General features: G+C 59.0%; 9 protein-coding genes, 1 tRNA gene and 2 pseudogenes. 3 read left to right on the forward strand and 9 right to left on the reverse strand.

Annotated elements, in window-relative coordinates:
- The first annotated feature begins 33 nt into the window (after nt 1-33).
- Nucleotides 34-110, forward strand: a tRNA-Met gene (locus tag JJJ17_RS18275).
- Here JJJ17_RS18275 and JJJ17_RS18280 read toward each other — a convergent pair.
- A complete protein-coding gene (locus JJJ17_RS18280; protein ID WP_325168839.1) occupies nt 67-1,770 on the reverse strand; it encodes a recombinase family protein in 1,704 nt (567 codons plus the stop codon). The genes JJJ17_RS18275 and JJJ17_RS18280 overlap by 44 nt on opposite strands.
- Before the next feature lie 296 nt (nt 1,771-2,066).
- On the opposite strand from JJJ17_RS18280, the gene JJJ17_RS18285 reads away from it, so the two are divergent.
- Together JJJ17_RS18285 and JJJ17_RS18290 are read left to right on the forward strand one after the other, a co-directional pair.
- The gene (locus JJJ17_RS18285; RefSeq protein WP_200689070.1) at nt 2,067-3,383 is read left to right on the forward strand and encodes a hypothetical protein; all 1,317 of its coding nucleotides are present in this window, start codon (nt 2,067-2,069) and stop codon (nt 3,381-3,383) included.
- A 42-nt stretch (nt 3,384-3,425) separates the two neighbouring features.
- Entirely contained in the window at nt 3,426-3,665 is a 240-nt protein-coding gene (locus tag JJJ17_RS18290; protein ID WP_200689073.1) for a hypothetical protein, read from the forward strand.
- Nucleotides 3,666-3,772: 107 nt separating this feature from the next.
- Here JJJ17_RS18290 and JJJ17_RS18295 read toward each other — a convergent pair.
- The 8 genes and pseudogenes from JJJ17_RS18295 to JJJ17_RS18330 form a co-directional block, all read right to left on the reverse strand.
- A pseudogene (locus JJJ17_RS18295) lies at nt 3,773-3,988 on the reverse strand (IS66 family transposase); the annotation flags it as partial.
- 329 nt (nt 3,989-4,317) lie between these two features.
- Entirely contained in the window at nt 4,318-7,008 is a 2,691-nt protein-coding gene (locus tag JJJ17_RS18300) for a sel1 repeat family protein (protein WP_200689075.1), read from the reverse strand.
- A gap of 782 nt (nt 7,009-7,790) precedes the next feature.
- A pseudogene (locus tag JJJ17_RS18305) lies at nt 7,791-8,429 on the reverse strand (electron transfer flavoprotein subunit beta/FixA family protein); the annotation flags it as partial.
- An 8-nt stretch (nt 8,430-8,437) separates the two neighbouring features.
- Nucleotides 8,438-9,184: an amino acid ABC transporter ATP-binding protein gene (locus tag JJJ17_RS18310; protein WP_200689079.1), complete on the reverse strand. Its 747-nt coding sequence runs from the start codon at nt 9,182-9,184 to the stop codon at nt 8,438-8,440.
- Between the two features lie 24 nt (nt 9,185-9,208).
- The gene (locus JJJ17_RS18315) at nt 9,209-9,919 is read right to left on the reverse strand and encodes an amino acid ABC transporter permease (protein ID WP_200689080.1); all 711 of its coding nucleotides are present in this window, start codon (nt 9,917-9,919) and stop codon (nt 9,209-9,211) included.
- Nucleotides 9,920-9,957: 38 nt separating this feature from the next.
- A complete protein-coding gene (locus tag JJJ17_RS18320; RefSeq protein ID WP_200689081.1) occupies nt 9,958-10,800 on the reverse strand; it encodes an ABC transporter substrate-binding protein in 843 nt (280 codons plus the stop codon).
- A gap of 89 nt (nt 10,801-10,889) precedes the next feature.
- Nucleotides 10,890-11,210 (reverse strand): DUF4286 family protein, encoded by a 321-nt coding sequence (locus JJJ17_RS18325; protein ID WP_200689082.1) that lies wholly within the window; start codon nt 11,208-11,210, stop codon nt 10,890-10,892.
- A 3-nt stretch (nt 11,211-11,213) separates the two neighbouring features.
- Nucleotides 11,214-12,158, reverse strand: coding sequence for a dihydrodipicolinate synthase family protein (locus tag JJJ17_RS18330; RefSeq protein ID WP_200689083.1), 945 nt, complete (start codon nt 12,156-12,158; stop codon nt 11,214-11,216).
- Nucleotides 12,159-12,163 lie beyond the last annotated feature (5 nt).

Raw genomic sequence — 12,163 nt, forward strand, 5'->3', positions numbered from 1 at the left:
AAATTCCGCACCGCAATCCACGCGATGCATTGGCGCGGGGTAGAGCAGCCCGGTAGCTCGTCAGGCTCATAACCTGAAGGCCGCAGGTTCAAATCCTGCCCCCGCAACCATCGTTACTTGCCGCAAACGCCCGCCATTTCGGCGGGCGTCGGCATGTGCAGTATCCGGGTTTGCGCAGAGCGACAGGATAGCACCCAACTCCCCATAAAGATCGATCTCCTGTGCCTCCGGTCCTGGGTGGATCACAACCTTCTCGATCAGCCCGCGCAGAATCATCGCTGCCTCGGCGCGGGTGTCCTGGGCGTTCAGCGCCGTGCTCAGCGCCGCCACCTTCTTCTCGTAGATCGCGGCATGGCCAGGATGGATTTCCACGGGAGATGGATCGAGAGTTCGCTCGAGTGCTGCCTCGATCTCGGCGCGCTCGGCTTCGAGCGCGTCCATCTTCTCCTTCATGGATGAACTATACAATCCCTCGGTGATTGCGGTGATTATATTGTCGATGCTTTTCTTTACGCGGGCGTGGCGCCGCTCGAGATCGGCCCGTTCCGCCAAGGTGTCAAGTCGCCCCTGCCGCACCTCGCGTTGAAACTCATCTATAAACCGGCGCAGCAGGTCCGGCCTCATCAGTCGAGTTCTCAGGCCTGAGAGCACCCGCTCCTCAACCTCCTCACGAAGGATAGTGCGACGGTTGGTGCAGGTGCCCTTGTTGCGCGCCGTCGAGCAGCCCAACCTGCTCTTGCTAATCATAGAATACCCGCCCCCGCAGCATCCGCAGCGGATCAGGTCGGAGAGCAGATATCGGGGCCGGAGGCCCCGCTGAGTGCCCGGCGCGTCAGGATTCGCGGCTCGGGTCTCGAAGATCTCTTCGCGGGTTGCCTGTTGACGGACCTTTACACGCTCCCACAGAGCCTGGTCGACGATGGCTAACTGCGGCATCTCCTCGATGATCCAGTCCTCCGGTGGGTTCAACCGTGAGACCCGCTTTCCGGTGGAGGGATCTTTGCGATAGTGCAGGCGGTTCCACACAAGCTTGCCAACATAGAGTTCGTTGTTCAGGATCCCAGTGCCGCGCTTCCAATTGCCACCGATAGTGGAAAAGCTCCAAGTTCCACTGCTGCGACCGGATGCGGGCGAGGTGATCGATTCGGCGTTCAGTGCCATTGCTATGCTGCGGGCACTCTTACCGGCCGCATATTCTTGGAAGATCCGCCGCACGATCGCAGCTTCGGGCTGATGGATCACCCGATCGCCTGCGGTCATGCTGCCATCGGCGAGTGCTTGGCGATCGACTCTGTAACCGTAACCGATGCCGCCGGCCGACTTGCCGCTCCGCACTCGGCCCTCAAGTCCGCGGTGGGTCTTCTGGGCAAGATGCTTGATGTAGAGGGCCGCCATCGTGCCGCCCAAGCCTATATGCATCTCGTTGATCTCGCCCTCGGTCTTGGTAACGATGCGGATGCCCTGAAAACTCATCTGCTTGTGAAAGCCGGCGATATGTTCCTGATCCCTTGAAAAGCGGTCAAGTGCTTCGGCAACAACGATGTCGAACTGCCCCTTCGATGCCGATTGCCGAAGCCTCTGAAAATCGGCGCGCAAGTCCGAAGAACCACTGACGGCTCGGTCCTGAAATGTCTCAGTCACCAGCCAGCCGTTATCGTCGCACATTTTATGACAAAGCCGTATCTGATCTTCAAGTGAGGCTTCACGCTGCAGATCTGACGAGTAGCGGGCATAGATTGCCGCCCGCAATGGCCGTGATGCGCTCATCATTATGGGGTAGCGTCCTCTCGCGTGTCTGCTTGTTGCCGATGCTCTCGTGCTGCTTGGCGAGCCAAAAGCCGAACAAGAGCATCCAAGCTTGGATGATGGGTAGTCATCGATAGAGAATCAATATCGGTGCCAGCGCATCTTGGCAGTTCGAGTTCCGGGCTTGAGAAAGAAGGAGAAGACGTTGACGCGTTTCTGGACATTGCGATTGACCCTGAAGAAAAGGTCCGTGCAATCTGCGGTAGAGCGTCCAATCGACTTGGGAATCAAATCGGTTGTTTGATGACAAAGGGCTCTTAATGAATGGTGATCGTGAGTTCTCGTCTATGGTCGCGCAGGCCATGCTTGCCTATCGCGAAGCGTTGGACCGCGCCGTTGACCTGTCTGAAGTGCCTGTCGCGGAATTTGCGACCACGGTTATGCTGGTTGATGCCGATGCGCTCAGTAGGGACCCGTCGTTAATCCCTGAGGCTGTCACGCATCGGTTCAACCGACGACGATTCAAGGCGCGGCGCGAAATCAACATTGGGGAACTGCAGTCACTGACTGACGTCGAGCCGTGGCTCAAAAAGCAAGTTCGCGAAAGCGGATACGGGATTATGGCGATCCCGCTCGTGCAATTCGAGGGTAATAAACGGGGACGACGCCACCTCAGTTATACAGAAAGGCAGATCCGTGACGCTCTCCGCTTCTGGACTCATGCACTTCTCCCTGAAATTTCAAAAAACTTGCACTTGCTGAGTCAGCAGGATCGACGCGACCTTGCAGGTTTAGCAGATGACCCTTTAACCATCTATGATCTCCTCGCCATTTCTGCTCCGGATTTGGTGACATTGTCGCGCAGTTCTGTCGCCGGCCGCAAAAACGATGGCATGACGGGCGATGTTGGTGATCGTGCGGCACATGTCGATCTCGAAACCTATATTTACGCACTAGCCGACGAAGGTAGGAAACTGCGTGTCAGATTTCCAGGCGAGGAAAGCAGCCGATATGGGGAGTCTTCACGCGAAAAGGCTGCCGAAATTACCGCGAGCTTTGAGAGGCATCTTAACAAAGATGACCTGCGAATGCTGATGTTCGGCCGCGTCGGAGTGCTCCAGCAACTTGCGAAAGCTAGTCGTATCGCGGCGGAAACCACGTCAAAACAGAGGGAATCGATGGCGGCCTATGAAAGAAGCATGGGCCGTATCGAGCGCCCCGGCGCGCATCATATCCTCAGGAATCCAGACGATTACCAAAAGCGTGATTTAGCGGCTGCCCGTGAGATTCAGAGGGCTCAGTTCCAACCTGCATATGTCCAGCCCCCTGGTCTCGCCGACCAAAGTCGGCTGAGTTCCGGTGACATAGGTCTCGTAGCCTTGCTATGTGATGCGGACCCATACACCATCTGCGTTCAACATATGTTTTTGAGCGAAGACATCGAGATGATGCGAGGATTGGGGAAACTGCTTCGCGGGCAGAGTGTCGTCGAGCCAGCGCGAATAGAGGCATTTATGCACGAAATGAGGAATCTGCGAAGAAGTCTCGCCGCCGATGGCTTCTCCGTCGAAGGCGACATCTATCAGATTGCAGAGATTGCTGTGATCGTGCCAGAAATTCTGATGCTGGGTCGATGATCACGGGAAAATATCTGGAGGCGTGCCCTGACCGCCAACAAGATGGTGGGGCTGGACAAGACCCTGCCGCAGATCTTCAGTCGCAAGAGCGCCTCGGGTGGCAGGCACTTCACGCCGAATATCGGCGGACGGTTTGCGCAGAACTCTGAGGCGGTGCAGGACGCGGCAGATATCGATGGCACCGGCGATCTGTCAAAGCAGCTTAACATCAGCGAAAGCGAGGCGCTCGAGATCAGGAAAGGTATCGAGAATGGATATATGCAAAATCCGAAACTGCCCTGATAAACCAATCTTGCGCGTATGAGCACTACGAATTCCTGGACCAGTATCTCGACAACTACGGCTAGTGCGACGCGCCGGATGATATGAGCGTCTTCGACTATCGCCCAGGGGCGGACTATGCTGTCGGGCTCGACTACGCGCCGGACCCGAAGCTTGCGTTTCTCGGGATTGGTTTCGCTGGCCGCAATCCTTTCTTCAAGCGCGGCGCTCTATGCGTACGTGTCGGCGATGGCGGTCTTCTGGTCTTCCAACGACAGTTCCAGCTGCGCCGGGTCCAGCTCTCCCGATTCACGCCCGAATTTCGTATGCCGGTAATCCTGAACCTAACATGCCGATGTATCTGGCAGCGACCTTTTCCGTCCTATGCTGCGATTGACAAGCGACGAGCAAAATCAGGTCCGACATGATCGCCGCGCAGGCGTTTCCAGCATCGCCTTAGACGCATGTGAATTCCACTAATGGAACTTTGCTTCGTTCAGCGTCCCGCTGACATATAGTTTGATCAAGCCGCGGTGTCGAATGTCTCCGCCCGCCACGGATCACGCTACTGTATCCACCGTCATGCATTCGTAGTGGTTCTTGAAGTGATTGCTGATGACGGTGTCGATAGAGGCGTCACAAAGGCAGCCGCCGCGCTCTGGCGTTGCTACCTTCACGACGAATGCAGGCAGAAGCTGCGCCCGCTCGACTGGTTCTGATAACAGATCCAGCCTTCGTGGCTGTAGTCGAATGTGGCAGGATGGTCATTCAGGTAAAGTGCATCAGCGGTTTCCAGCGTGATCGTTCGCTGCCCGTCGGGCCAGACAAACACCGTGGCCGCGGCACCGGGACCATGGCCGCCCATGTCCCCGGTCAGATAGAACCGGAACACACGGCAGGTCTGGGGCGCCCGCATTACGTGATCATTGCCGATGGTTGTGCAGGTTGCGGGCCGGGTCGGATAGGCGCCTTTGCTCCAGCGGTCAAGAAGCGCACGCGAATCCGAGCAGGATGCCTGATAGCCGCCCTGATAGCCCCCTTTGCAGCCGATCTGCAAAGCAAGCGAGGCATAGGTCAGCGTCTCCATTTCGTCCATATCGCCATGGTCGAGCGCGGGTTGGCGCGCCGGATCCTTTGTGAGCGCGTCGTATTCGGCGACAACCAACTGTCCAAGCAGCATGCAGGCCTGCTCGTCGCGCAGCACTTCGGTCGGGTAAAAGCAGGCGTATTGATAAAGCTCGCGCGCAGACGCGAGATTGATATCCATGCCCTCACCTTGAGCCCGCATCAGGCCAAGAAACTTGCAGGCAAAAGGTTCGTCGAAGCGATAGCAGGCGGCGGCGAAATAACGCTCGGCGTTGGGATAATCCTGCAAAACGTTGCGTGCGTTTTTCGCGGCATCGTAGCAGATGCCGGAGGGATCGTTCCCCGAAGCGATCGCCGCATCGCAGCCCGTGCCGAATGCATCGCCCGCCGCAGCGTAGTCTTTGGCCACTTCACGGCTGCGGCCAAGTGCCGAGCAGCTTTCAATCCCTTCAAAACTGCCGTCGCAACCGATCTGCCAAGCGACCTGCGCCTTGTCCGGCGCAGGAACGGATCGAAAATCGCTACCATCCGCCAGGGTATAGGTTTTGCCCTCGTGATACCGGCCAAGCGGCGCGCAGCCCGTTACCTTGCCCCCTAGGCTACACGTCTCCTCCAGAAGCGCCAACGGTTTGGCCAGATCCTGATATGAGATACTGGTCAGATAGAAGTGGAACGCGTCCGTGCAGGGATTGTCTGTCTCGGTTGCCCGTGTGTCGCGGCAGAGCACGGCGAGTCTTTGATATTCGGCGTGAAGCGGGCCGCTAGCGGCGGGCAGATCGCTGGCCAGAACGTGCACCAGATCGGCGCAGATTGCCGCAGGATCCTCTTGGGCTGCACAGAGCGCCTGAGCCTTTTGCGCGGCGGCATCGCGGGATGCCTGATCAAACTGGGCCGAAAGCGTGCTTTGATAGGCGCAACCCTCGGGGCTGTCATTCGCACAGGCTTCGGCGATCATCCCGGCGGCACTGTCAGCGGCCAAAGGGTCCGTGCCCTCGTCTAATGCAAAGGTTCTGAGATAACGCACAGATAGCGCACAGCCCCAAGGCGCGGCTTTTTCGGAGGTGCAGTAGGGGAAAAGAATGCGCCCGATGCCCAGCTGATCAGACACCCAGCTTTTTCCCATGACCGGATGGTATTCGACCACTGCAGCGGAGAAGGGTTGACAATCGCCGCCCGCAAGACAGGCCTTGGCCGTGCCCTCCAGCAGGGTCATATACTCTTCAGCACTAATGTCGTGCTTAGCCATATATGGCCGCGCAAGTGCGTGGCAGGCGGGCACGACATTCCGGTCGCAAGCGGTGGCGGCAAGATCGGGCAGAATCAGACCCGCGCCATCTGCTGGCCGTTCAACCGCAGGAAGCATGGCCAGAATCGGGTCCATCGCATCGTCTTGCGGCACGAAAAGAGCATTGGTGCAGCTGTGCTCCTCGCCCAGCATGCAGCCATAAAGATCAAAGCGAAGGCGCGTAGCGGCGGCTTCAGCCGAAGTCTCGCTTGCTGCCCGCAATTCCCAAGCATAGCGATTGCATGAAACCGAGCTGCCCAAAAGGCAGGCCTGCGCAAGCGACATTGTGTCTGCGGTGTTTTCCCAGGCGGCCAGCAGCGCTCCTGCATCTGTCGCCTGCGTCGCCGTGTCCTGATCGCGCCACTGCCCGGGACCAAACCGCCCCAGACCCTCGGGCTTCAGCGCCGCTACAAAACGCACGCCGTCCGAGCAATAGGCGTCTTCGGGCAGACCCTCGCCAGCTGCCAGCACGATTTCCGCCATATCACTGCGCACAAGGCCCAGCGATACCGCATACCATCCGTTATCCGAGCTATAGGCCGAAATTTGTGCCGCAAAGGCCGGATAATCCGCCGCGACCGTGTTCACCTCTCCAATCGTGCGGCGGGAGGCCACAATCAGGTGGCAGCTGTTCGGGGGAGCCTTGAACCTGGGGGCACCCGCTTCACGTAGGGCAAACTCGCATGAGCGGGGCAGTGCCGCCGCCTCAGCCACGCCCATAGCCGCCCCGTAGTCGAATCCGTAAAAAAGCGTGCCGTCACCATCGAACCGCAGCGATTGACGCGCTACACGGTCGCCCGGGTTCAGCTGGCCGATCTGAGTTCCGCCGGGTGCGTCATAAACGGCAGTCGCCACGCAGACCTGCCGTAGATCGGGGGGCTGAAAATTGGGGACATCCTGGGCAAGAGCAGAAGGCACCATAAGCGTCGTTACAAAGCTGAAAATAGCAACCCGCACTGCAAGGCACCGAAGGAAGCAATTTTCAAGCATCATCAATCACCTTTACGCTCCTTCGTCGCTTCGAACAACGGTCTGAGCTGACATGAAAAACGCCAATACTCATAGCACCGACCTCGCATCTGATCATCAAGATTACAGTGCGACCAGTATCATCTACATTGATATTGACGGCGTGAGATGATCCGTCGACCCATAGACGCGCCGCGATGGCTCACGACAGTGGGGGCAGTTACTGTCGTCAAGGCAGATTCTCGCGCTTCGGCAAAATAGCCATGCTAAAGCGCGGCTGCGGCGTTTCCGCCCGCTTTCTTCGCGAAGAGCCGCAGTGAGGGGGCTGGAGGCGGTCGGGGGGACGGTGAGGAGTCTTCTTCCTGTGGGAAATTGCTGCCATTCGCAATCGCGCAGCATGATCGGATGATGGGGACTGCTAGGGGTGGAAAGCTGCCTGACGTCAATGCGGCAATGCACCAGCTGCATCGTGCCGGAGCGAACATTGTTTGGCACACCGTATCTGCCGCCGACATTGAGCAGGCTTAGATAATCGGCTCGATTACAGCCTGCGCATGCAACATCAAGGGCGATAACATGGGCCTGCTCGTTGCGGGACATGAACATGCCTTCGCCCGCATGGCCATTCAGCGGAAGCCCATCGATTCCGTCGGTTTCCAGCACGACGGAGAAATGCGACTGCTGGGCATCCGCATCAATGTGTCCGTCCGGGTTCAGCGAGCAGATTGTGGCTGCTTAGCTCCCGCCATTCATCGGAATCACACCTTCTCAGTCAGTTCCGGGACGGCGGTGAAGTGATCGCCCACAAGGCCGTAATCCCCGGCGGTTTTCTCATCGAGCGGCTTTTTCTTCGCCTTCATGATGTTGGGAAGCGAGGCATAGCGCGGCTCGTTCAGACGCAGATCGGCGGTGGCGATTGCGGGCAGCGTGACCTCGATGGTTTGCAAGCCGCCATCGACTTCGCGCGTCACCTTGGCCGCATCGCCTTCGATGTCCAGCTTCGAGGCGAAGGCAGCCTGGCTCCAGCCCAGCAGTGCCGACAGCATCTGGCCGGTGGCGTTCATGTCGTTGTCGATCGCCTGTTTGCCGGCGATGACCAGCTTGGGCTGTTCTTCCTCGACCACTTTGGCAAGGATTTTGGCGACGGCCGGCGGCTCGATATCGGTATGGACGTCATCGGCTGCGACCACCAAGATCGCCCGGTCCGCGCCCATCGCCAGCGCAGTGCGCAGCGTTTCGGCGGCCTGTTTGACGCCGATAGAGACCACGACGACCTCTTCCGCGGCACCTTTTTCCTTCAACCTGATCGCCTCTTCGACGGCGATCTCGTCGAACGGGTTCATCGACATCTTCACATTGGCCAGATCAACTCCCGATCCGTCCGCCTTCACGCGGGCCTTCACGTTGTAGTCGATTACCCGCTTCAGTGGCGCGAGAACCTTCATGTGGTGCCTCAGTGGATAATTTGTGACAGAAATTGACGAGCGCGGTCGGTGTGCGGATTACTGAAGAACGCGTCCGGGCGGCCTTGTTCCATGATGCTGCCGCGATCCATGAACACGACGCGGTCGGCTACCTCCCGTGCAAAGCCCATCTCATGTGTGACGCAGATCATCGTCATGCCTTCACCCGCCAAGGCTTTCATCGTTTCGAGAACTTCCTTGACCATTTCGGGGTCAAGTGCCGAGGTCGGTTCATCAAACAGCATGATCTTGGGCTGCATGCACAGCGACCTCGCGATGGCGGCGCGTTGCTGCTGACCGCCAGAAAGCTGACCGGGATACTTTCTGGCCTGATCGCCGATTCGCACCTTGCTCAGCAGTTCCATCGCCTGCGCCTCGGCTTTCGCGCGAGACAGTTTCAGCGTGCTACGGGGGGCAAGAGTGCAGTTTTCTAGAACTGTCATGTGCGGGAACAAGTTGAAGTTTTGAAAGACCATCCCTGTCACCGAGCGCACCTTAGCGACGCTGGCTGCGCTGCGATCCAGCCGGATGCCATTCACGGAAATTTCGCCGCCGTCATGCTGCTCGATATGGTTAATGCAGCGGATGAGTGTCGATTTGCCCGAGCCCGAAGGGCCGCAGATAACCACCTTCTCCCCTGCTGCGATGTCAAGATTGACATCGCTCAGCGCTGCGAAGTTGCCGAAGCGTTTCATCACGCCAGCCAGTTTGACGGCGGGAACGGTAGAGTTGGTCATGGCTAAATTCCTTGTCCCGATGGCTCAGCGGCGCAGAAAGCTCAGGCTCGTGGTGCTGGCGGTGGTGGCATTGACCGAGCGTCCGAAGCGGCGCTCCAGCCGGGCCTGAACCAAATCCCAAAGACTGGTAAGGATCAGGTAATAGATTGTCGCGGCGGCATATACCTCAAGCACCTGAAACTGTTCCTGCATTAGCAGATCGCTGCGGCGCATGATTTCTTCTACTGAGATGACCGAGGCCAGCGAGGTCGCTTTCAGCAGTCCGTTGATCGAGTTGCCCAGCGGCGGAACCATCAAGCGGAACGCCTGCGGCAGCGTGACCCGCCAAAAGATTGTGCGGCGGCTGAGGTTAAGTGACCAGCCTGCTTCGGTCTGGCCCTTGGGCACGGCCAGAAAACCGGTCCGGACGATTTCGGCCATATAGGAAGCTTCGTTTAAAATCAGGCCCAGCAGTGCCGATTGAAGCACGCTGAGCTTGACGCCGAACAGCGGCAGGCCGGCATAGATGACCACAAGCTGGATCAGCAGCGGCGTGCCCCGAAAGAACCAGATGTAAAAACGGGCCGGAAAGGCCAGCAGCGGTTTGCCGGACATGCGCATCAGCGCGATGATCATGCCCAGGCAAAGGCCGCCGATGACGGCCGCCACGGTCAGGCCGATAGTGACTCCGACGCCCCCAAGCAGGAAGCTATTGAAGAGATAATTTACGAAGGCGTCGAAGTTGAAAATGGTCATCTGCAGGGCTTTCGTTCAGAGGTTCCGCGCATTCGGCGTCAATTCGCCGGACCAGGGCCAGCGATTTCCAGCGGTTCGTCCTGCGCCAGTGGGGTCAGGCTGAATTTCTCAAACAGAGCGTCATAGCTGCCATCCTCACGCATCTCGTTCAGTGCGGTGACGATCGCATCGGCTACCGCTTTGTCGCGAAACGCCAGCGTGGCGCGGGTTTTGCCCAGTCCCGACAGCACCTCTTTGACCTGACCGCGCCCGACCAGATCGCGGGCCACGCTGTCGACCAGCACGGCATTGTCCACTTGACGTGCGCGCAGGGCAGCAACGACATTGCTTGCGGTCGGGAAGGAGCGAACGTCGATGGCGCTTTTGCCCTCGGCCGCGGCTGTTTCGCTGAACTTGTTCAGCCATGCCATCTGATAGCTGTTCACCTCGACCGCCGAGGATTTGCCAAGCAGATCCTGATCGCCCGCCATCTGCACATCGCTGTCCGGCAGCACCGCGACCGAGATCGACTGCTGGCTGTAGGGCACGGTATACATCAGCTTAGAACGTTCTTCGTTCCAGAACATGCCGGTGTTCAGCCCGTCGATCCTGCCGGCGTTCATCGCCGGGATCATGGCGGGGAAATCCATGCGCACCAGTTCGATCTGGATGCATAGCCGCTCGGCGACCTCGGCGGCCAGTTCGACGTTCAGGCCCTGCAACTGGCCCTTGTCGTCAACATATTGCTGCGGCGGGTTCGTCGGGTTGATCGAAAGCATCAACTTGCCCGGCTCGACGAGATGGTCATCAGAAATGGCCGGGGTGCAGGTCTGCGCGGCGACAGGCCCCACGACGGCGAGAAAAGTTGCGGCCAGCAAAGCGGTGCCAAGGGTTTGTTTCATCTTCATATCTCCATGTCGGGTCATGCGGCCGTTGTCCGGTCCGTCATTAGCTTTGGAAAACCTTGACGGTGCATCCGCCAAGGGGCAGCTCAAACAACCTCGTCGAATCTTTCCGAGATCGGACGAAGCTGGATCCGGGTGAAGTTCCTGACGTGCGGGGTAAAGGGGCCAAAGCCCTTTACCCTGTTGAACTCGGGCGTGTCGAAGGCCCATTCGCCGTCGACTTCGTAAAGTGCGGCATAGCGCGGCCCGTCACCGAGCGAAAGAAAGCGGCGGGCGCTGCGCCAACCGGGGCAGGCCAGCAAGTCGGGAAAATGCTGTTCGACATACCAGCGGCTGAAGGCGTCTTCGTGTTCGGGATCGATATCGACCCGGACAATATGCCAGAAGCTTTCATCATCGGCACCCATTGCTTATGCCTCCTGCCGCAGCAGACCGATCTGTTCCAAACCGGCAAGGATACGGGCCTCGACCTCGGGCAGGATCGGCATCAGCGGTGCGCGGGGGTGGTCATGCGCAATGATACCCATAGCTTTCAGCCCGGTCTTCATGCGGGTGTGCATGTCCATGACGGGCGCTTCGTGATAGATTGCGCGGACCACCGGATAAAGCCGGTCGTTGGCCCGCCGCAGCGCTGCCAGGTCGCCCGCGCGATGGGCCGCCCACAGATCGGCGAATAGGCCCGGAACAAGACTGATCAGCCCTGACAGGATGCCCTGACATCCGATTGCCAGTTGCGGCAGGAACCAGTTGTAATTCGAAGCCAGGACCGCGACATCTGGCGCAGCCTTGGCCAGCGCACGGCAGTTTTCGTCATAGGCCAGAATTGTGTCGCTGCCTTCCTTTACTGCGATGACCTGCGGGATGGTTGCCAGTTCGGCCAGAACCTCGGTGCCATAGCCGAGCCCGGACGTAACCGGGTATTGGAACAGCGAAACCGGGATCGAGATTGCCTCGGCAATCGCCCGGATATAGGCACCCGGCGCGCGTGCCGTCAGCGAGGCACCACCGCCAAGCGGGATCGGGGGAAAGATCACGGCGCAATCCGCGCCCTCGGCCTCGGCCAGCTTGGCCTGCGCAATGGCATCGGTGGTGCTATGGGCGATGACGCCTGCCAGCAGGGGCTTGGCACGAATGCGGGCGCGGGTGCGGCGGATGACCTCGCGCCGTTCGTCGTCGCTCAGCGCGCCGCCTTCGCCCGCATGGCCGTTTACCAAAACTGCCGCGATGCTGCCGGGGATGGCGCAGTAATCCAGCACGGCATCATATCCCTCCCAGTCGATGGAAAGATCGGCGTGAAACGGCAGCACGGTCGCGACCGTCAGCCCGTGCAGATCCTTGCCCATCAATTTCGTCATTGGCT

The sequence above is a fragment of the Paracoccus caeni genome (assembly GCF_016629665.1).
Classification (GTDB): domain Bacteria; phylum Pseudomonadota; class Alphaproteobacteria; order Rhodobacterales; family Rhodobacteraceae; genus Paracoccus; species Paracoccus caeni.

Excerpts from the sequence above, each read along its gene's own strand:
- JJJ17_RS18280 (WP_325168839.1), bottom strand. The coding sequence starts at position 1,770 with ATGATGAGCGCATCACGGCCATTGCGGGCGGCAATCTATGCCCGCTAC.
- JJJ17_RS18285 (WP_200689070.1), top strand. The coding sequence starts at position 2,067 with ATGAATGGTGATCGTGAGTTCTCGTCTATGGTCGCGCAGGCCATGCTT.
- JJJ17_RS18290 (WP_200689073.1), top strand. The coding sequence starts at position 3,426 with ATGGTGGGGCTGGACAAGACCCTGCCGCAGATCTTCAGTCGCAAGAGC.
- JJJ17_RS18300 (WP_200689075.1), bottom strand. The coding sequence starts at position 7,008 with ATGATGCTTGAAAATTGCTTCCTTCGGTGCCTTGCAGTGCGGGTTGCT.
- JJJ17_RS18310 (WP_200689079.1), bottom strand. The coding sequence starts at position 9,184 with ATGACCAACTCTACCGTTCCCGCCGTCAAACTGGCTGGCGTGATGAAA.
- JJJ17_RS18315 (WP_200689080.1), bottom strand. The coding sequence starts at position 9,919 with ATGACCATTTTCAACTTCGACGCCTTCGTAAATTATCTCTTCAATAGC.
- JJJ17_RS18320 (WP_200689081.1), bottom strand. The coding sequence starts at position 10,800 with ATGAAACAAACCCTTGGCACCGCTTTGCTGGCCGCAACTTTTCTCGCC.
- JJJ17_RS18325 (WP_200689082.1), bottom strand. The coding sequence starts at position 11,210 with ATGGGTGCCGATGATGAAAGCTTCTGGCATATTGTCCGGGTCGATATC.
- JJJ17_RS18330 (WP_200689083.1), bottom strand. The coding sequence starts at position 12,158 with ATGACGAAATTGATGGGCAAGGATCTGCACGGGCTGACGGTCGCGACC.